We start from the raw sequence: 20,137 nt of genomic DNA on the forward strand, positions 1-20,137 counted from the left end.
ATGGTATTCTAAAATCCTGATTGGTAAACTGAAGTTGAGGTGGAAATTTCATGAAAATCCTTAAACATTAACACCGAATAAATAACCAACAAATGCTGATAATCCCATCGCAATTGTTCCCCAAATCGTCACTCTTAAAACGGCTTTCATAATACTTGAACCACCGGTTTTCGCGGCAAGAGCACCCAATAAAACCAGAGAAATAATGGTGAAACCATACAGCCAATATTCCATTCCTTTGAGAGGTGCAAAAAGCACGACCAAAAGCGGCAAAACACCACCTGCGATGAAAGAACTTCCTGAAGCCAAAGCTGCCTGAATCGGATGAGCCTGACTGATTTCGTTGATTCCCAATTCATCACGAATATGCGCTCCTAAAGCATCATGTTGCGTTAATTCGAGGGCAACAGTCATTGCCGTTTCTTTTTTAAGGCCTCGCTTTTCATAAATTTGTGCGAGCATTTTCAGTTCCTCTTCCGGCATTTCTTCTAATTCCTTTTGCTCCCTTTCAATATCTGCTTTTTCGATGTCAGTTTGGGAACTTACAGAAACATATTCTCCTGCAGCCATCGACAAAGCACCTGCAACCAAAGCAGCAACCGTTGCCAAAACAATAGGCTCCACCGATTTGCTTGCAGCTGCAACACCAATTGCTAAACTGGAAACGGAAATAATCCCATCATTTGCACCCAAAACTGCGGCTCTTAACCAATTACTTCGGTGAATAAAGTGGGAATCTAAGTAAGTATCGAGGTTTGCCATTTTGTATTTTTTTATTTGAAGTTGTACAGAGGGTCAATTAAGAAATCTTTCAAGGAATCAAATTCGCAATATTTTAGGTTCAGCTCCTTATTATTTAGACAAAACTTTTCTAATCGAAGGTACCGAAAATTTAGAAGACATTTTGAAAATTGAAATTTTCATCCTGTTTCAAGGTTTCATTTTTATTTCTTTCAGGTTTTCAAGAACTCACGAATTTGCCTTTTTTGGGGCTTTGAAGATTCCAATTGAGGATTATAAATCTCTTCTCTTTCAGAATTCAAATTATAAAAAAACGCGCTCAAATCTCTTTTTTCACTTATATCGTCATCGAAAAAATTCGGGTTTCGGGTTTGTTTCTCATCATTCTTAAATCAAAAGTCATGGCCACATTTCGGGTGAAAGCACGACCTTTTTCTGTGATTTTAATGGTGTTTTCGGAAATTTCTACCAAACCGTCTTTTTCCATTTCTTTTAATGATTCTAAAGCGTTTTCGATTTCCGGGAAAGTATTTTGCAAATCCCACGAAGTTTCTAAACGGCACATTAAATTCAAAATATGTTTGCGAATAATCAAATCTTCCTCATTCAAAATATGTCCTTTAACAACGGGAATAATTCCTTGTTCCACCAAATTTTGATACTCTTCCACACTTTTATCATTTTGCGCAAAAGCATACCATGAATCGGAAATTGCAGACATTCCCAAACCAACCATCAATTGGGTTTTGCTGGAGGAATATCCCATGAAATTTCGGTGAATATCGCCGGAAATCATCGATTGATAAAGGTCATCATGTTCCAAAGCAAAGTGATCCATTCCTACTTCGATGTAGCCTAATTCTTCTAGAAGTTTTTTTCCGTTCGTATAGAGTTTTCTTTTTTCTTCACCACTTGGCAAATCATTTTCATCGAAACCACGTTGCCCAACTCCTTTGATCCAGGGAACATGCGCGTACGAATAAAACGCCAATCGATCGGGTTTCAATTCTAAAGTTTTGCGGATGGAAAATTCCATTTTTTCCCAAGTATGAAAAGGTAAACCGAAAACCAAATCGTGGGAAACGCTTTTGTAGCCAATTTCTCTTGCCCATTCTGTCACATTTTTTACGTTTTCGAAAGGCTGAATTCTGTTGATGGCTTTTTGAACTTTCGGGTCATAATCCTGAACCCCAAAACTGCATCGACTAAAACCTAAATCGAATAAAGTCTGCAAATGTACTTTCGTGGTATTATTTGGATGTCCTTCAAAGGAAAATTCTGGATTTTCCGCAATTTCGGCTTTAGAAAAAATTCCTTCCAATAATATTCTCAAATTTTCTGGGGAGAAAAACGTTGGAGTTCCGCCTCCTAAATGAAGTTCTTTAATTTTTGGAGTTCTGCCGAAAAGATTCACGTACAAATCCCACTCTTTCAAAACGGTCTCTAAATACGGAGTTTCTACGGAATGTTTTTTCGTGATTCTTTTGTGACACGCACAAAACGTACATAAAGCTTCGCAAAAAGGAAGGTGAATATAAACTGAAATTCCTTCGGAATCATTGGTTTCATTAAAACTTTTAATGACGGATTGTTGCCATAATTCACTCGAAAACTGAGTTTCGTCCCAAAAAGGAACGGTAGGATAAGAAGTATAACGCGGTCCGGGAATATTATATTTGTCGATTAGGGAATTCATGCGGCAAAATTAAGGATTAAGTCTGAGTTATGAAGTATGAGTTTTATTAGTTTAAAAACTCATTTTCATTTTCACAATTCTGTTTTTCCCCGCGAAAACAAGGGTGTTTTCATCAATCCATTCGCAAACGAATAATCCTTTTTCTTCGGAAATGGTTTTCCAGGTTTTGCCATAATCTTGGGAGAATTCGATGTTTTGATCACCCACTGCGATGATGTCTTTTCCTTTTGATTTTGGTCGAAATTTTACACAGGTTTTGTAACCGCCGTTTTTTCCAGATGCTTGAATTTGCCAGGTTTTTCCGCCATCATTGGTGGTTGCGATATTGTTGATGTTTTCGGCTTGTTTGGTGTAATCTCCGCCGACTGCGATTCCGAAATTTTTGTCGAAGAAGTCGATGGAATAAATTCCTTGGGAAGAAGTTCCTTGGATGAATGGGGTTTCGAAAACTTCCCATTTGCATGATTTAATATTTTGTCTAAAAATTCTCGAAGACAAACCGCCAGTTGCAAACCACATCTGTTCTTTCGATGAAGCAATATTGGTATTACTTGCAGCAAATGCCGCTTCGCCAATTATAAATTCCGGCAAACAATTTCCACTACATTTTTGCCAAACTTTACCTCCAATTCTCAGGGATGAAATAGCAGCTTCTTTTCCGTTTGGATCACTTAACGCAAAACCGAATCCATCTTTACCAAAATGAAGCGCATCATAAAAAGCAGTTTTTGCAGTATCTTTAAATACGATTTCAGATTTTAAAGACTTCTTATCAATCTTAAAAAAATTAGCCGGGCTTAAAATATTAATTGTATAAAAATTTTTTGAATCCTGCGCTAATGTTCGAAATTCCAACTTTTTATCAGAAAGTTTCATCTGCTTCTTATCCGCAGAATCTTTTAAACTGACATATCCAAATTTAGAATGGGTACCGGAATACCACACTTTTCCATCATAAATCTGAAATGCGCGAATGGAGATATCATCTTTCAATAAAGTTTGAATCTCCACTTTCTGCGCAAGAGCAAAATTTAAAAAAAATGAAATTATTAGAAAACAAAAGAGTTTTTTCATTGGATTTTAATTTAATCAAAAATAGCAAAAAAAATCCCGCCATAAAAGACGGGATATTGAGTTGTTTATTTGTTGAATTTATTTTTTGTTGTCTATATCAATATCAAATTCTTCCAAAGGTTGTTGTTCGGCAGTGAAAGTTTCTCCGTAACCACCATTTTGTAATTTCGAATTTCTTTTACTGTACACGAAATAAATAATGAATCCTAAAATCAACCATGCAATTGAATACATCTGCGCTTCTTTACTTAAATTAAAAATTAAATAAATATTAATTACAATTCCCAAACAAGCGATAACAGGCAAAGCCGGAACTTTGAAACTTCTCTCTAATTTAGGCTGTTTCACTCGAAGAACCCAAACCGCCACGCAAACCATTGTAAATGCAAACAATGTCCCAAAACTTGTCATGTGAGCCAATTCATTAATCGGTGTAAGCGATGCCACAACAGCAATTATTGCTCCCAAAATCATCAGATTTTTTTTAGGTACGCCCGTTGTAGGATTTACTTTAGAGAATGTTTTTGGGATTAAACCATCTTTGGACATTCCAAGGAAAATTCTCGATTGTCCCATAATCATTACCATCAATACAGAAATTAATCCTATTGTTGCTGCAATGGTGATAATATAACCTGCCCAAGCTTGTCCTGCAATATCAAATGCGTAAGCAACTGGAGCTTTGATTGCGTCTGGATATTTACCTAAAGGATTGAAATCAGTATAATGCATCATTCCTGTTAATACCAATGAAACCAAGATATACAAAACTGTACATACTATTAATGAAGTAATAATAGCAAATGGAACGTCTTTTTTAGGATTAATGGCTTCGCCAGCTTGCGTAGAAACCGCATCAAAACCAACATAAGCAAAGAATATTGCTGATGCACCGGCTACAACTCCGCTAATTCCGTATGCGGGATGAGAAACCCCATTCTCGGTAATGGTTGTCGCTGCAGGAATGAAAGGCATCCAATTATCAACATTGATAAAGAAAATTCCGGCAATAATTACAAAAATAATTGCGGAAACTTTTAAAACTACAATAAAGTTATTGGCTTTTGCAGCACCTTTTGTACCTCTTATCAAAATTGAAATCACAAACAATACAATACATAAAGCCGGAAGATTTAAGAAAAGCTTCATATTGAAAAGCTCAGGTGCTGCATTGAAATTGCTTATTGTTTCTTGAAAAGTTTGCAATTTTTCTAAAGATAAATTTCCTGCCGCGATTTGTCGGGATGCTTCGCCGAATGCTTTATTGGCAGTTCCGGGATCGGTGGTCATCCAATAAGGCAAATGAAGACCTACCATTTTCAACATTTTCGCAAAATAGCCAGACCAAGAAACAGCAACAGTCATTGATCCCATTGCATATTCTAAAATCAATCCCCATCCGATGATCCATGCGAAAATTTCACCTACCGTTCCGTACGCATAAGCATAAGCCGATCCTTCGACAGGAAGAATAGAAGCAAATTCAGCATAACATAAAGCCGCAAAAACACAAGCAATCCCAGCAATTACAAAAGATAATGCCAAAGCAGGACCCGCATTATAATAAGCTCCAGTACCGGTAAGAACGAAAATTCCTCCTCCGATAATTGCTCCAATACCAATAGCAGTAAGACTCCATTTTCCAAGAACCCTTTTTAATTCACTTTTTTTAATGTCAGCTTCATAAGCTTCCATTGGTTTTTTCATCCAAATATTTGACATACGATATAATTATTTTTAAGATTTCCAAAAATATAAAAATTTAGTAATTATTAACTATTCTTTCTCAATTTCTTTTTCAAAAACTCTTTTAAAAATCGATAAAAAACTGACTTTCATAATAAAAACATAAAAAGTTTAAAAATTAATAATGCTTTTTTAAATATACATTTCGTCTTATTTGTAAAATTCCCTTTTTAAAACCTTTGAAACAAAGTGCTGGAAGATAAAATTGATTACCTTTAAACCATGAATTTAAAAGATATTTTCCAGTCCGATTTGGTGAAAGAAATTGAAAATTCTGGTAACCTGAAACATTTCGAAGCGGGCGATACCATTGTGAATATGGATTCTTATATCAAACATATTCCTGTGGTGATTTCGGGCAGTATGAAAGTCATCAGAACCGAAGAAGATGGCCGCGAAATCCTCCTCTATTATCTGACGCCCGGAGAAAGCTGCATCGTTTCTATTTTGGCAGGAATGAAAAATGAAACTTCGAAAATCAAAGCCATTGTGGAGGAAGATGCTGAAATTATGTTGATTCCTGCCGACAAAGCCAAAGAATGGGTAAGAAAATATCCGGAGTGGACAGATTTTATCTTTAACCTTTATCAAAAGCGGTTTGAAGAATTATTAGAGGTCGTGAATTCTGTGGCTTTTCAGAAAATTGACACCCGACTTTTACACCTCATCAAGCAGAAAACACAGCTTTATCAATCCAAAGAAATTTCGGTAACGCATCAGCAATTAGCCGATGAACTGGGAATTACGCGCGAAGCGACAAGTCGTGTCCTCAAACAAATGGAAAAAGAAAACCTCCTCATTCTTTCCCGAAATAAAATTGAGCTTCTGTGATATTGATTACTGAAGTCTTCATTTCCCTGACTTAAATTTGCAGTATCAATCAAATACGCAAACTTATGTTAGATACAATTAATCAATTTTTCGGCTTCACGAAAACCGATTACGCAGACTTGGTAAAAAAAGGGGCAATTATCCTTGATGTTCGCAGCAAAAGAGAATTTGCAGGTGGTCATATTAAAGGTTCCATCAATATTCCTGTGGATCAACTTCAAAATAATCTTTCAAAATTAAAAGACAAAAACAAGACGATTATTACATGTTGTGCATCCGGAATGAGAAGTGGTTCGGCAAAAACAATTCTTTCAAAAAATGGTTATACCGATGTGCACAATGGTGGCGGTTGGGGAAGTTTAAACGGTAAAATTTAAAAATATGGAACCTCATTTATATAACGTAGATATTTCGTGGACCAAAGAGCGACAAGGAGAAATGTCTTCTCCGGAACTTTCCACAGTGATAGAAATCGCAACTCCCCCTCAATTTCCCAATGGTGTAGAAGGAATATGGTCTCCAGAACATTTGTTTACTTCTGCGGTTGCAAGTTGTTTAATGACGACTTTTTTATCCATCGCAGAAAACTCAAAATTAGAGTTCACGGCATTTTCCTGTAAATCTCATGGAAAATTAGAACAAATAGAAGGTAAATTCTTAATGACTGAAGTTATTTTAGAACCTACCGTAACCATTGCCAATGAAAGCGACCGTGAAAAAGCAGACCGTGTTTTGCAAAAATCAGAGCAGCACTGTTTGATCTCTAATTCGATCAAATCAAAAGTGACTATGAATACAAACATCATTTTAAAGTAAAACATATTTTCATCACTTTTTTTTAAACCTCGAGCAATTGAGGTTTTTTTATGTAAAATCTTCAAAATCCTCACTATTTTTTTAGCTGTGTAACCTTTGTCACTGTGCAGGATTCTTTACTGCAATACTTTTGTCATCAAATTAATAAGACATGAAGAAAGTACTATTTCTACTATTTATTTCAACAAAATTTTTCGGTCAAGATACCATTCAAATTTCAAAAAAAGATCTGGAAACCAGAATTGAAGGACAAAATTTATCTCTCAAATTAGCAAACGATGATGTAAATATTGCCAAAGCAAGTCTGCTAGAAAGTCGCGCCATGTACTTACCTAACATTACGGCTTCCTACACGGGAGCTGCTACAAACAGTCCTTTGATGGCTTTTGGTACAAAACTTAACCAATCAAGAATTACGATGATGGATTTTAATCCAGAGCAGTTAAATAAACCTGATAACATTTTCAATTTCGCCACGAAATTAGAAGTTCAGCAACCGATTTTTAATAAAGATGCCATTTATCAGAAAAAAGCGGGCGAAGTGAAACTAGATGTTTTGAAAATAAAAGCAGAACGTACGAAAGAATATCTTCAGTTCGATTTGAATAAAGCATATCTACAGTTACAAATGGCATATAAAGTAGTGAAGGTTTTAGAAGAAGCCAAAAACACCACTCTTGCCAACAAAAAAGTAATCGACAATTATTACAAAAACGGCATGATTCAGAAATCTGAAGTTTTGTATATGAATGTTCGTGTTTCTGAAATTGAAAGTCAAATTCAATACGCCAAATCAAATGTGAGAAATGCCTCCGATTATCTTTATTTTTTATTGAATGAAGTTTCGGAAAATAAAGTATTCAAACCGATGGATGAATTTTCTTATCAGGAAAATATCGTGGAGCAAAACCCAAGTTTAAACAAAAACAGAAAAGATTTACAAGCCTACGAGAAGTCTTTGGAAGCTTATGATTATATGATGAAATCTGCGGATGCGAAATTTTTACCAAAATTAAATGCCTTCGGAAGTTTTGAATTAAATGATAACAAAGTGTACCGATTCAATGGCAATGGTTATTTGCTTGGATTGCAATTATCCTGGAATGTTTTCGATGGTTTAAAAGCCAAAAGCGAAAAGGAAAAATACAGAGCAGATCTATCAAAAGCACAAACGGAAATTCAGCAATATCAAAAGCAAAATCAGTTAGAACTCAACAAATCTTACCGACAGGTTTTAGATGCTGACAAAAAAGTTTCTTTGACCAAATTATCCTGGGAACAAAGTGCAGAAGCCTACAGAATCCGAAAAAACAGATACAATCAAGGTTTAGAAAAATCCTCTGATCTGCTTTCTGCAGAGACCATGATGTCACAAAAAGAACTGGAACATCAACAAGCAATTTTCGAATACAATTCGGCTTTAGAATATTATAAATTTTTACGATAGAAGTTAGATATGAGCAGTTAGACATTAGAAAATGCCTAAGAAAAGCAACTTTTAACTGCTAACCCCTAAAATCTAATTTCTAAAATCTAACCTCTAAAATCAATACAATGAAAATATTAGTTTACTCCGTCCTACTTTTAGGATTATCGATAAGTTGCTCTGCCGACGAAAAAGATGCAACACTCTCTCAGAAGCCCATTCAAGTAGCTGTCAATCAATCCGGAAATAATTCCGAAGGAGCTTATGCAAGCGCGAGTGGAAAATTAGTCGCAAAAAACGCAGTCAATGTAAGTACCAGAATGATGGGTTATATCACTGGAATGAAAGCCGAAGTTGGCCAAAACGTCAATGCAGGTCAACTTTTGGTAAGTATTAATTCTACCGATATTCAGGCAAAAGGCGGACAAGCCAATGCGCAGATTTCTCAAGCACAAGCAAATTATAATATCTCTAAAAAAGACTACGATCGCTTTTCTAATTTATATAAAAATCAAAGTGCTTCCCAAAAAGAACTCGATGATATGAGAGCGCGCTACGAAATGGCAAAAGCTGGATTAGATGCTGCAAACGCAATGAAAAGTGAAGTCAATTCACAATACCGTTACACCAATATTACCGCACCAATTTCTGGAGTAATCACTGCAAAATTTGCAGCACAAGGCGATATGGCAAGTCCAGGAATGCCTTTGTTAACCATAGAATCACCTTCAACTTTGCAAGCACAAGTTTTGGTTTCGGAGCAGAATATTACTTTAATAAATCAAGGAATGCCAGTAAAAATTACCTTAAAATCCACCAACCAAGAAATAGCAGGAACCGTTTCCGAAATTAGCAAATCATCAGCAAACACGGGTGGTCAATATATGGTGAAAGTGAATGTTTCCAACAGTGCGAATTTATTATCGGGCATGTTTGTGAATGTACAATTTCCTTTTAAAAATGCGGGAAAAGTGAATCAGGATTTCCAGGAAAGCGTGATGATTCCAAAATCAGCTTTGGTAGAAAAAGGACAGTTAACGGGAGTTTACACGATAAGTTCAAACAATACCGCAGTTCTTCGTTGGGTGAAAACTGGGAAAGATTTTGGCGACCAAATCGAAGTTTTATCGGGATTAAATTCAAAAGAATCTTATATCGTTTCGGCGCAAGGAAAATTATACAACGGAGCGAAAATAACAACAAAGTAATGTAACGATGTAATAATTGACCTATGTAACGATGATATCAGTTTTTAAAAATTGTTACACTCTTACATTAACAGATTGATACATTAAAAAATATTTTTTTATGGAAAAAGGATTTGCAGGGCGCATCGCCGAATTTTTTATCAATTCAAAACTAACCATTTTGTTAATGATTGCGTTGATGATTATTGGCGCATACAGTTCCACCTTAATACCGAGAGAAGAAGAACCACAGATTATTGTTCCAATGGCCGATGTAATGGTCGGTTATCCAGGAGCAAATCCTACGGAAGTAGAAAACCGCGTGGTGAAACCTTTGGAAAAAATCATCTCCAACATCAAAGGAGTTGAGCACGTTCACAGCATGGCGATGAACGGAAAAGCCATGATTATTGTCCAATTTTTCGTAGGTGAAGACACAGAACGTTCCTATGTGAAACTCTACGATGAGATGATGAAAAATAAAAACATCTTCCCAAAAGGAGTGTATGAACCTTTGATTAAAACGCGTTCCATCGATGATGTTCCAATGTTGGGATTAACACTTTGGAGTGAAAAATACAATGATTTTCAATTAAGACAAATGACGGAAGAACTTTCTTCGGAAGTTAAAAAAATTAAAGATGTTTCTCTAACCAACGTGATTGGTGGAAGATCCCGACAATTAAAAGTGATTGTGGACAAAGATAAAATGGCCGAATCCAATGTGGATGCGTTGGGAATTATGCAAATGATTCAAGCCGGAAACGGAAGTTCCCAATCTGGAAGTTTTAATAGTAATGACCAAGAATATTTAGTAACAACGGGTGAATTTTTAAGTTCAGCAGATGATGTTGGAAATTTAGTGATCGGAACTTCGCAAAATATGCCTGTTTATTTAAAACAAGTCGCTAAAATTGAAGATGGACCCGCTTCTTCAACTAATTATGTGAACTTCGGTTATGGAAACGCAACGGAAAAAGGAAAGAATTTTTTATCAGAATATCCTGCTGTAACGCTTTCTGTTTCGAAAGTTAAAGGTGCAGATGCAATGCATATTTCCGAAGAAATTTTGAATAAAGTAGAAACGTTAAAGAAAACTTTAATTCCAAATGACGTTCACGTAGAAGTCACCAGAAATTACGGGGAAACTGCTTCTCATAAAGTATCAGAATTAATGAGCCACTTGGGAATCGCAATTGTTGCGGTAACTCTTTTGGTGATGCTTGCAATGGGATGGAGAGGCGGATTGGTCGTATTCTTTTCCGTACCCTTAACTTTTGCATTGACGCTTTTCGCGTATTATATGTTGGGTTATACACTGAACAGAATTACGCTTTTTGCCCTCGTTTTCGTAGTGGGAATCGTCGTCGATGACAGTATTATCATCGCAGAAAATATGCACCGCCATTTCCATCTAAAGAAATTGCCTTTTAAACAAGCCGCTATTTTCGCCATTAATGAAGTTGGAAATCCAACAATTTTGGCAACATTTACCGTAATTGCCGCGATTTTACCCATGGCTTTTGTCTCCGGAATGATGGGACCTTATATGTCCCCGATGCCGATTGGTGCTTCAATTGCGATGCTGCTTTCTCTTTTTGTGGCTTTAACGATTACGCCTTATCTCGGTTTCCATTTATTAAAAGTAAAAGACAGCGAGGAACATAAAGAAGAGCAAGGTTTAGAAATAGGTCTCATCTATAAAATTTATAAAAAAATTGAGCAACCTTTATTGGATAATGGTAAGAAAAGATGGACCATGCTCGGAATTACCAGTGTTTTGCTAATGATTTCGATGATTGCTTTTGCGGCAAAATGGGTCGCGGTGAAAATGCTCCCTTTTGATAATAAAAATGAAGTACAAGTTGTGATCGATATGCCGGAAGGAACGACTTTGGAAAGAACTTCTGCGGTAACGCAAGATATTGCACAATATTTAAAAACCGTGCCGGAAGTCGTGAATTATCAATCTTATGTTGGTTCTGCCTCTCCTATTACTTTTAATGGTTTGGTTCGTCATTACGATATGCGCGGAAGCAGCAATACTGCGGATATTCAGGTAAATCTTTTGCACAAAGAAGACCGAAATAAGCAAAGTCATGATATCGCAAAAGTGATTCGTCCAGAAATTCACAAGATTGCCAAAAAATACAGCGCAAATGTAAAAATTGTAGAAGTTCCACCTGGACCACCCGTTTTATCAACTATTGTTGCTGAAGTTTACGGTCCCGATTATGAAACACAAGTAAAAATTGCAGATGAAGTTCAGAAAATCCTCATCAATACTGATGATGTTGTCGATGTAGATTGGATGGTTGAAACACCACAAAAAGAATTCAAAATAGTTCCAGATAAAGAAAAAGCGATGCTGAATGGTGTTGCCTCACAACAAATTGTCGGAAATCTGAATTATTTATTGGGAGAACATTCCATTGGAAACCTGTTTGATCCAAAATCAAATGACGCCGTAGATATCGTAATGAAATTACAAGATGGCGAAAAAACAAGCATTGCAGATCTCACCAATTTAAAAGTAAAAGGTGCAGCAGGAATGGTTCCGGTAAGTGATATTGTAAAAGTTCAGCGCGAAACTTTAGAAAAATCTATTTACAGAAAAGACCAGAAACGCGTTGTTTACATTCTCGCAGACATGGCAGGAGGATTAGAAAGTCCTGCTTATGCGATTTTGGGAATGGATGAAAAATTGAAAAACATAAAACTTCCGGCAGGTTATTCCTTGAACGAATTGTATATGAATGCACCGAAAGATGAATCAGATTATACGGTGAAATGGGATGGAGAATGGCAAATTACGTTGGAAGTTTTCCGCGATTTGGGAGTTGCATTTTTAGTCGTAATCATCATTATTTATATGTTGATTGTGGGTTGGTTCCAAAACTTCAAAACGCCGATTATGATGATGATCCCTATTCCACTTTCCTTAGTGGGAATTGTACTCGGACACTGGTTATTAGGCGCTTTCTTTACGGCAACCTCCTTTATAGGAATGATCGCTTTAGCAGGAATTATGGTGCGAAACTCGATTCTTTTGATCGACTTTATCGAAATTCGTTTGAAAGAAGGTGCACCTATAAAAAGAGCAATCATAGAAGCTGGAGCAGTAAGAACCACGCCGATTCTATTAACAACCGGAGCCGTAGTAATCGGAGCAATCGTGATTTTATTCGACCCGATTTTCCAGGGATTAGCAATTTCACTGGTTTTCGGAGCCATTGTTTCCACACTTTTGACTTTGATCGTCATTCCTTTGATTTATTATATGTCCGAAAAGAATAATTGGAAACAAAATGAACCTGTGCATACTGCTTCTATCGAAAACCAAATTGAAGATTAATTAACCCAAATCTCTGCCGACAACTATATCGGCAGAGAATTTATAAAACGATACAAATGAAACTTTTACTCATCACCGCAATTAAGGAATTTGAAAACGAAATCAAAAATATATTGGTAAAATCGGGTGCGAAATCTTTCACCTATAATTCCGTAAAAGGCTATAAAAATGGTACCGAAAGCAATGTTGCAGACAATTGGTTTGCATCTTCTCACGCCGAAATCGATTCTTTGCTTTTCACCGTTTTTGTTCCGGCAGAAAATACGCCCTTAATTTTAAAAAAAATCGAGGAATTCAACGCAGGACAGGAAACACTTTCCAAAGTTCATATTGCATTAATCAATTTGGAACAACAATTTTAAATTAAAAATAACAGTAAAATAAATAGTATGAAATCGCCATTAACAGATTTTCTTGCTAACAAACACCCATGAAGATAGGCGATTGCATATGACAAATAAAAAACAATAAAAAAACAATAAAAAACTACATATGAAAAATAAAATCATACACGCTTTTGCAGGAGCTATGATCTTAGTAAGCATCCTTTTGTCCGTTTATGTAAGCCAAAATTGGCTCTGGTTGACTGGATTTGTCGGTGTAAATTTACTTCAGTCTTCAATGACAAATTGGTGTTTGCTCGATAAGATTTTAGGCAAAATGGGATATACCAATGAGGGGAATTCTTGTCGAGTTTAAGCAGAAATTTTAAAATGATAAATCCTTGCAATACATTTTGCAGGGATTTTTTTCTTTTCACGAATTTTGAAGATGGTGCAGATTCTTTTAACAATTGACAAATAAATAGAAAATGTCTAAGAAATAGCTGTTAACAAAGTTAAACCCATTTTATTTACCGAAATTATTATCTTTGAACGCATGAATTTCCATGATCTTTTTCTCAAACCTTACGATTCCTACGAAACTTACCAAATTTTTTTGGAAGCGATTGCCACCATTTTCGGTTTGTTGAGCGTTTATTTCTCCATCAGAAAAAATATTTGGGTTTATCCCACAGGAATTATTTCTACCGTACTTTACGTTTATATTCTCTTTAAATTCGGACTTTTAGGAGATATGATGATCAATTTTTATTACAGCGTCATGAGCATTTACGGCTGGATTCTCTGGTCCAAAAGTTCCGAAGATCACATTCATGTTGAAGTTTCCTGGGCGAGCAAAAAAGAATGGTTTTTATCGGGAATTTTATTTTTTCTGAGTCTGATTTTAGTAACCATTGTTTATTATTACAAACCTTTTATCGACAATCATTTTTCGATGATTAATGTTCAATTGGGTTTATATCACTTAGATTGGGCGAATTGGCTCGATATTTTTACCACTGCAATTTTCCTCGTCGGAATGTGGCTCATGGCGAAACGCAAAGTTGAAAACTGGATTTTCTGGATCATCGGTGATCTGATTTGTATTCCGATGATGATTTACAAAGGTTTAGGAATCACTTCCCTGCAATATTTGGCTTTCACGGCGATGGCGATCATTGGCTATTTCGAGTGGAAAAAAGACCATCAAACCAATCAAATCAACTGATTTAAACTATTGGGTTTTACATTGCTTCCTAAAGTTTTCATTACCTTTACGCACCCAAACATTTTGGGTTAATAACTGCTTAGTTTTATGCAAAACACCATAGAATTTTTTAAATATCAAGGGACAGGAAACGATTTCGTAATGATCGACAACCGTGATGAGCAATTCCCGAAAGAGAAAGAAATCATCGAAAAACTCTGCGACCGCCGTTTTGGCATTGGTGGCGATGGTCTTATTTTATTGGAAACTGATGAAAAAACTGATTTCAAAATGGTCTATTACAATTCCGACGGAAATGAAAGTACCATGTGCGGAAATGGTGGAAGATGTTTGGTCGCCTTTGCTCATTTTCTGGATATTTTTGAAGATCAAACCACCTTTACTGCAATCGACGGTTTGCACGAAGCTCAAATCAATAACGGAATTATCAAAATCAAAATGATCGACGTAGATTCCATTAAAAATAGGGAAGGAAATTTCGAACTCAACACGGGTTCTCCACATTATGTTACTTTCGTTGAAATGTTAAATAATTATAAAGTTTTTGAAAACGGTAACAAAATCCGAAATTCAGCGTCTTATCGTCAAGAAGGAATCAATGTGAACTTCGTGGAGGAAATTTCTGCTGATCAAATCTTTGTGAGAACTTACGAACGAGGCGTAGAAGATGAAACTTTCAGTTGTGGAACAGGAGCAACAGCTTCAGCTTTGGTTTTTTTGAAAGATAAAAATGAAACTTCTGTGAATGTAAAAGTTTTGGGTGGAAATCTAAAAGTGTACGCAGAACAAGACGGCGAAACTTTCAAAAATATTTGGTTAGAAGGACCTGCAAAACAGGTGTTTAAAGGTAAAATTAATTTATAGCATATTCAGATCATTTTAATGAAAAAGTCTTTAGGAATTATTTCAGTCCTCTTATTTCTAATTTTTGCAATCGGAAGTTTTTTTGGCTACAAATACTACAAAAAGTTTTACGGTAACAATGTTGAAAAGGAAGGTTACATATTAATTCCACATTCTGCCAATTATAATTCGATCCTCGATTCTATCGCGCCTTATATTAAGAATAAAGAAAATTTTGCGGAAGTTGCAAAAAGTAAAAATTTACAAAAATTTTTCAATGCTGGTCGATACCGAATAAAATCGGGAACCAACAACAGCGATTTGGTCAATATGATCAAAGCCGGAAACCAAACCGAAAACACCTTCCGAATTGGAGATTTCTTCTCCGTTTATCAAATGATCGGTAAAGTGGTAAAAAAGACGGAACTGGATTCGTTGAAATTTGCTACTGATTTGAATAAAATTGCAACAGAAAAAGGATTCAACAATGCAGAAGATCTTAAAAAATATTTCTTCATCGATACCTATAACTTTTTCTGGACAGTTACTCCGAGAGATTTCTTTAAAAAATTTGAAGCAGAATACAACAGTTTTTGGACGGCAGAAAGAAAAGCAAAAGAACAACAATTGGGTTTAAGCCGAGATCAAATTTATGCACTCGCTTCATTGGTCTATAAAGAAACCGGCGGAAAACAAGATGAAATGGAAACGGTTGCAGGATTATATTTGAACCGATATCGAAAAGGCATGAAATTGCAAAGCGATCCTACCGTCATTTACGCGGTGAGCAAAGCCAATAATTTTCAGGGAGAACCGCTGCGCAGAGTTTTCTTTAAACATTTACGGGAACCTTCTCCATACAATACTTATTTCTCCGCAGGAATTCCACCAGGACCTATATGTGTAGTTGATAAAAATTCGGTTGATGCAGTTCTAAATGCTCAAAAAAGTGATTATATCTATATGTGCGCTGATCCTAAAAGATTTGGTTTTCACAAATTCACAGCGAGTGCTGCAGAACATGCAGTTAACGCCAAAGAATATCAGCAATGGCTGAATTCTAAAAACATCAAATAATTGCTGAATTCTCCAACATCAATAACAAAAAATTCTTAGGATATTTTTTGAATTTAATAATTTCCAAACAAACATTTAACTTTTGTTAAATAAAACAATCAGTATAGTTTAAACTAAAAATATGAAGAACAGAATTGAGATTTCATCAATTATCAAGAGAAGAACATTGGGACTAACTTTTGTTCTTGGTGCAGCTAGTTTGGCTTTTGCGCAGCAAAAAGCAAGTGTGACGGGCAAAATTATCGATAAACAAAACAATGCGGTTCCTTATGCTTCCATCACCTTCAGTAACAAAGCGAATAAACTGTATAGTGACGCTGTATTGAGTGATGATAAAGGAATCTACAAACTCGACCTTACTCCAGGGAATTACGATATTACTATTGAAGCCATCGACTTTAAAAAATCAACATTAAATAAACAAATCTCTGGTCCATTAAATCTGGGAAATTTTATAGTTGAATCTGAAAGCTCCATCACAGGAACAAAAACTTCTGACATTCAAGGAGTTGTAATTACTGCAACCACTAAACCTGTCAAAGTAGAAATCGATAAGAAAGTGTACGATGTAAAAAGCGATTTAACAGCAATTGGCGGAAATCTTCAAGATGTTTTGCAAAATGTACCGTCTGTAAGTGTTGATCCAGATGGAACGGTTTCGATGAGAGGAAGTTCTAATGTAAAATTTTTGGTGAACGGGAAACCTTCTGCACTATTAGGAATTGATGATGGAGCCAATGCTTTGCAGGCAATTCCAGCTGATCAGATTGATAGAATTGAGGTAATTACCAATCCTTCCGCAAAATATGACGCTTCAGGAACAGCCGGAATTTTAAATATTATTTTAAAGAAAACCACCAAGATGGGTTTCAATGGTAGTATTGTAGGAAGTGTAGGTTTCCAACCGAGAACTTCTCTGAACACAAACTTGAGCTGGAAAAAAGGCAACTGGACCTGGTTTGCAACCGGAGGAGGCGGTTATACTGAAAATAAAGGTAAAAACTGGACCGACACCAATTTTGCCACGCCAAACAGCGATGGATATTCTAGAGTTTACCAAATAAGCAACAGTAAAAACACCTCGAAAAATTACAATGGATCCGCAGGAATCGTTTATGACATCAATGATAGAACCTCGGTGAACGCTTCCGGAACGATTCGCAGCTTTAATTCGGAGAGCGATCAACCCGTAGAGTATAGCAATTATGATGCTTCAGGAAAACTTATTCCTGGTTTACGAAGCTCTACCGGAAATAATAAAAATACCGGAATGCAGGGAGATTTTGGCTTAGATCATAAATTTAATGATCAAGGACAGAACATTTCCCTTTCATTAAGCCTTCAAAAAAACGACTCAGAAGGAGACTCGAATATCGAACAATCATTGGGAAGTACTTTTCAACTTGCCGATAAAACCAACCAAAAAACCGTCAACAAATCGGTGGTTGGAAAAATTGATTACGAATTGCCTATTGGCGAAAACTCATCAATCAACGCGGGTTACAAATTAGATTTAAACAGGAATGACTACGATTTTGGTGTTTTTGAAAAAAAAGCAAGCGATCCTGATTTTCTTCCTTTGGCGCGATACAACAGTACCACGAAATACGAAGAAGCCATTAATGCTGCATATATTCAGTTCAAAAGTAAAATCGGAAATTTCGGATATCAACTGGGTTTAAGAGATGAATTTTCGAACATTAATATCAATTATAACAATCTTACCGGAAATCCAGCCGAGCAAATTAATGACAAAAAGAAAAGCTATAACGGACTTTTCCCAAGTGTTTTCTTGAGTTATAATTTCTCTAAAGACAACCAGTTTTTGTTAAATTACTCGCGAAGAATCGATCGGCCACGATCTTTCTTTCTGGTTCCATTTATGTCTTATACCGACAATCAAAACATTTTCAAAGGAAATGTAGACTTAGATCCAGCCTATATCGATTCATTTGAATTGGGATACAACCTGTCGAAAAAGAAATTCACACTGAATCCTACGTTATATTTCAGAAATGAAAATAATGATGTGAAAATGACGGTTGCGTATGTCTTCGATAATTTCGAACAACGATTTGTTTTCAACACTACACCTTTAAACCTTGGAAATGACAGAAGATTTGGTTTAGATTTAAACTATTCTTACGATCCATTTGCTTGGTTAAAAATTTCTGGCGAGATCGATATTTATGGATATAAAACTACTGGAGAATATCATTATTCATATCAGGATCCAAACAATGCATCCAACATCATCTCTAAAAATATTTCGTATGATGGAAATGGGATTTCAAATAGATTAAGATTAGCAACAACTTTCAAAATCGATAAAACATTCAACGTACAGTTGCAAGGACAATTTCGAGGAAGACAGATCGAAGGTGCAAATGATCAGAAAGCCATGTATTTCATGAATCTCGGTGCCACAAAAACAATCTGGAAAGGAGACGGAACACTCGCCTTTAACATGCAAGATGTTTTCAATACAAGAGCCAGAGAAGTTTCGATCAACACCGCAGAATATACACAAGAAAGATATATGCAATGGCAACCGCAACAGGTTTCGCTTTCTTTAACCTACCGTTTCAAACAAGGAGAAAAAGTAGAGGCACCGAAGCGTAAAAAAGACATCAACTCCAACAGTCAAGGAGGTGATGATCAAGGTCCACCAATGTAATTTTCTTTTGGTATGAGTTAAGTACAAAAAAATCCTGAAATTAAATTTTCAGGATTTTTTTTTGATTTTCGTAAAGATTTAATTTTTGGTTTGCAAATATTTTTGCCACTCCCAAGTTGTTCTCAACGCTTCTTCCAGAGAAGTATCTGCTTTCCAACCGAGCTCTCTTTCTGCTTTGTCAGGATTGGCGTAAGCAATGGTAATATCTCCTGCTCTTCTTTCACAGATTTGATAAGGAACTTTCACCTCATTGGCTGTTTCAAAAGCTTCCACGACTTCTAAAACGGAAGAACCTTTTCCAGTTCCGAGATTGTAAACATCAATCAAGGTTTCGGACTTTTCATTCATCAATTTTTGTAAAGCTTTCACGTGTGCTTTTGCAAGATCAACGACATAAATGTAATCCCGAACTGCGGTTCCATCAGGAGTTTCATAATCATTTCCCCAAATCGATAATTTTTCCCGAATTCCAGACGCAGTTTGGGTAACATAAGGAACCAAATTATTTGGAACACCAATTGGCAATTCACCCAAAAGTGCAGTAGGGTGCGAACCGATGGGATTAAAATATCTTAGTAAGGAAACTTTTTTCTGATATGCGATTGCGTAATCCTTCAAAATTTCCTCGCCCATTTGCTTCGTTTTCCCGTAAGAAGATTCTGGCATTTTCAGCAGTGTATTTTCATCAATCGGCTGTTTATCAGCTTGCCCATAAACGGTGCACGAAGAACTGAAAATAAAGTTTGAAATATTTCTAGCCTTAAATTCTTGTAAAACATTAATCAAAGAAAAAAGGTTATTTTCGTAGTAATCCAAAGGTTTTTCCTGGCTCTCTCCCACTGCTTTATACGCAGCAAAATGAATACAACCATCAATCTCATAAGCATCGAAAACTTGAGAAAGCAATTCTTTTCTTCTTAAATCAAATGGAAAAAAAACGGGTCTTTTTCCGCCAATTTTTTCAATATTATCGAGAATAAATTTTTCAGAATTCGACATATCATCTACGATGATAACCTGAAAATTATTTTGAAGCAGTTCAACTACGGTATGTGAACCGATATAGCCGAGTCCGCCTGTTACGAGTATGGTCATGTTAATTTGATTCGAGATTCGA

17 protein-coding genes are annotated in these 20,137 nt (G+C 36.0%); 12 read left to right on the top strand and 5 right to left on the bottom strand.

All coding sequences use genetic code 11. The features are described 5' to 3' along the window. Positions 1-60: 60 nt before the first annotated feature. The 4 genes from BW932_RS07585 to BW932_RS07600 form a co-directional block, all read right to left on the bottom strand. Positions 61-762, bottom strand: a complete 702-nt coding sequence (locus tag BW932_RS07585; protein WP_076386895.1) for a VIT1/CCC1 transporter family protein — start codon at positions 760-762, stop codon at positions 61-63. 316 nt (positions 763-1,078) lie between these two features. Next, complete coding sequence (gene hemN / locus BW932_RS07590) at positions 1,079-2,437, bottom strand: oxygen-independent coproporphyrinogen III oxidase (protein WP_076386896.1); 1,359 nt, start codon at positions 2,435-2,437, stop codon at positions 1,079-1,081. 51 nt (positions 2,438-2,488) lie between these two features. After that, positions 2,489-3,511 carry a WD40/YVTN/BNR-like repeat-containing protein gene (locus BW932_RS07595; protein WP_076386897.1) on the bottom strand — a complete coding sequence of 341 codons (1,023 nt, stop codon included), beginning with the start codon at positions 3,509-3,511 and terminating at the stop codon, positions 2,489-2,491. 78 nt (positions 3,512-3,589) lie between these two features. Continuing rightward, on the bottom strand, positions 3,590-5,233 hold the full coding sequence (locus tag BW932_RS07600; protein ID WP_084566474.1) for an APC family permease: 1,644 nt from the start codon (positions 5,231-5,233) through the stop codon (positions 3,590-3,592). 246 nt (positions 5,234-5,479) lie between these two features. Here BW932_RS07600 and BW932_RS07605 point away from each other — a divergent pair, with 246 nt between their 5' ends. From BW932_RS07605 to BW932_RS07660, 12 genes are all read left to right on the top strand, one after another. Beyond that, positions 5,480-6,088 carry a Crp/Fnr family transcriptional regulator gene (locus BW932_RS07605; RefSeq protein WP_076386898.1) on the top strand — a complete coding sequence of 203 codons (609 nt, stop codon included), beginning with the start codon at positions 5,480-5,482 and terminating at the stop codon, positions 6,086-6,088. A gap of 65 nt (positions 6,089-6,153) precedes the next feature. Further along, entirely contained in the window at positions 6,154-6,465 is a 312-nt protein-coding gene (locus BW932_RS07610) for a rhodanese-like domain-containing protein (RefSeq protein ID WP_076386899.1), read from the top strand. Between the two features lie 4 nt (positions 6,466-6,469). Beyond that, positions 6,470-6,904, top strand: a complete 435-nt coding sequence (locus BW932_RS07615; protein WP_076386900.1) for an OsmC family protein — start codon at positions 6,470-6,472, stop codon at positions 6,902-6,904. A gap of 151 nt (positions 6,905-7,055) precedes the next feature. Continuing rightward, complete coding sequence (locus BW932_RS07620) at positions 7,056-8,351, top strand: TolC family protein (RefSeq protein WP_076386901.1); 1,296 nt, start codon at positions 7,056-7,058, stop codon at positions 8,349-8,351. A 107-nt stretch (positions 8,352-8,458) separates the two neighbouring features. Further along, a complete protein-coding gene (locus BW932_RS07625; protein ID WP_076386902.1) occupies positions 8,459-9,538 on the top strand; it encodes an efflux RND transporter periplasmic adaptor subunit in 1,080 nt (359 codons plus the stop codon). Between the two features lie 100 nt (positions 9,539-9,638). Further along, the gene (locus BW932_RS07630) at positions 9,639-12,872 is read left to right on the top strand and encodes an efflux RND transporter permease subunit (protein ID WP_076386903.1); all 3,234 of its coding nucleotides are present in this window, start codon (positions 9,639-9,641) and stop codon (positions 12,870-12,872) included. 56 nt (positions 12,873-12,928) lie between these two features. Further along, the gene (locus BW932_RS07635) at positions 12,929-13,234 is read left to right on the top strand and encodes a hypothetical protein (RefSeq protein WP_076386904.1); all 306 of its coding nucleotides are present in this window, start codon (positions 12,929-12,931) and stop codon (positions 13,232-13,234) included. Positions 13,235-13,364: 130 nt separating this feature from the next. Further along, entirely contained in the window at positions 13,365-13,571 is a 207-nt protein-coding gene (locus BW932_RS07640) for a YgaP family membrane protein (protein ID WP_076386905.1), read from the top strand. A gap of 180 nt (positions 13,572-13,751) precedes the next feature. Next, positions 13,752-14,423 (top strand): nicotinamide riboside transporter PnuC, encoded by a 672-nt coding sequence (gene pnuC / locus BW932_RS07645; protein ID WP_076386906.1) that lies wholly within the window; start codon positions 13,752-13,754, stop codon positions 14,421-14,423. 87 nt (positions 14,424-14,510) lie between these two features. Next, positions 14,511-15,287 carry a diaminopimelate epimerase gene (gene dapF / locus BW932_RS07650; protein WP_076386907.1) on the top strand — a complete coding sequence of 259 codons (777 nt, stop codon included), beginning with the start codon at positions 14,511-14,513 and terminating at the stop codon, positions 15,285-15,287. A gap of 18 nt (positions 15,288-15,305) precedes the next feature. Beyond that, positions 15,306-16,343: an endolytic transglycosylase MltG gene (gene mltG, locus BW932_RS07655; protein WP_076386908.1), complete on the top strand. Its 1,038-nt coding sequence runs from the start codon at positions 15,306-15,308 to the stop codon at positions 16,341-16,343. Positions 16,344-16,464: 121 nt separating this feature from the next. Continuing rightward, positions 16,465-19,020 (top strand): TonB-dependent receptor, encoded by a 2,556-nt coding sequence (locus BW932_RS07660; protein WP_076386909.1) that lies wholly within the window; start codon positions 16,465-16,467, stop codon positions 19,018-19,020. Between the two features lie 78 nt (positions 19,021-19,098). On the opposite strand, the gene galE is transcribed toward BW932_RS07660, so the two are convergent. Then, a complete protein-coding gene (galE, locus tag BW932_RS07665) occupies positions 19,099-20,115 on the bottom strand; it encodes a UDP-glucose 4-epimerase GalE (RefSeq protein WP_076386910.1) in 1,017 nt (338 codons plus the stop codon). Between the last annotated feature and the right edge of the window lie 22 nt (positions 20,116-20,137).

Source organism: Kaistella chaponensis, assembly GCF_900156725.1.
Taxonomy (GTDB): Bacteria; Bacteroidota; Bacteroidia; order Flavobacteriales; family Weeksellaceae; genus Kaistella; species Kaistella chaponensis.

Excerpts from the sequence above, each read along its gene's own strand:
- mltG (WP_076386908.1), top strand. The coding sequence starts at position 15,306 with ATGAAAAAGTCTTTAGGAATTATTTCAGTCCTCTTATTTCTAATTTTT.
- BW932_RS07630 (WP_076386903.1), top strand. The coding sequence starts at position 9,639 with ATGGAAAAAGGATTTGCAGGGCGCATCGCCGAATTTTTTATCAATTCA.
- BW932_RS07635 (WP_076386904.1), top strand. The coding sequence starts at position 12,929 with ATGAAACTTTTACTCATCACCGCAATTAAGGAATTTGAAAACGAAATC.
- BW932_RS07610 (WP_076386899.1), top strand. The coding sequence starts at position 6,154 with ATGTTAGATACAATTAATCAATTTTTCGGCTTCACGAAAACCGATTAC.
- BW932_RS07640 (WP_076386905.1), top strand. The coding sequence starts at position 13,365 with ATGAAAAATAAAATCATACACGCTTTTGCAGGAGCTATGATCTTAGTA.
- BW932_RS07615 (WP_076386900.1), top strand. The coding sequence starts at position 6,470 with ATGGAACCTCATTTATATAACGTAGATATTTCGTGGACCAAAGAGCGA.
- BW932_RS07620 (WP_076386901.1), top strand. The coding sequence starts at position 7,056 with ATGAAGAAAGTACTATTTCTACTATTTATTTCAACAAAATTTTTCGGT.
- BW932_RS07605 (WP_076386898.1), top strand. The coding sequence starts at position 5,480 with ATGAATTTAAAAGATATTTTCCAGTCCGATTTGGTGAAAGAAATTGAA.
- BW932_RS07595 (WP_076386897.1), bottom strand. The coding sequence starts at position 3,511 with ATGAAAAAACTCTTTTGTTTTCTAATAATTTCATTTTTTTTAAATTTT.
- BW932_RS07625 (WP_076386902.1), top strand. The coding sequence starts at position 8,459 with ATGAAAATATTAGTTTACTCCGTCCTACTTTTAGGATTATCGATAAGT.
- BW932_RS07600 (WP_084566474.1), bottom strand. The coding sequence starts at position 5,233 with ATGTCAAATATTTGGATGAAAAAACCAATGGAAGCTTATGAAGCTGAC.
- BW932_RS07660 (WP_076386909.1), top strand. The coding sequence starts at position 16,465 with ATGAAGAACAGAATTGAGATTTCATCAATTATCAAGAGAAGAACATTG.
- dapF (WP_076386907.1), top strand. The coding sequence starts at position 14,511 with ATGCAAAACACCATAGAATTTTTTAAATATCAAGGGACAGGAAACGAT.
- hemN (WP_076386896.1), bottom strand. The coding sequence starts at position 2,437 with ATGAATTCCCTAATCGACAAATATAATATTCCCGGACCGCGTTATACT.
- BW932_RS07585 (WP_076386895.1), bottom strand. The coding sequence starts at position 762 with ATGGCAAACCTCGATACTTACTTAGATTCCCACTTTATTCACCGAAGT.
- galE (WP_076386910.1), bottom strand. The coding sequence starts at position 20,115 with ATGACCATACTCGTAACAGGCGGACTCGGCTATATCGGTTCACATACC.
- pnuC (WP_076386906.1), top strand. The coding sequence starts at position 13,752 with ATGAATTTCCATGATCTTTTTCTCAAACCTTACGATTCCTACGAAACT.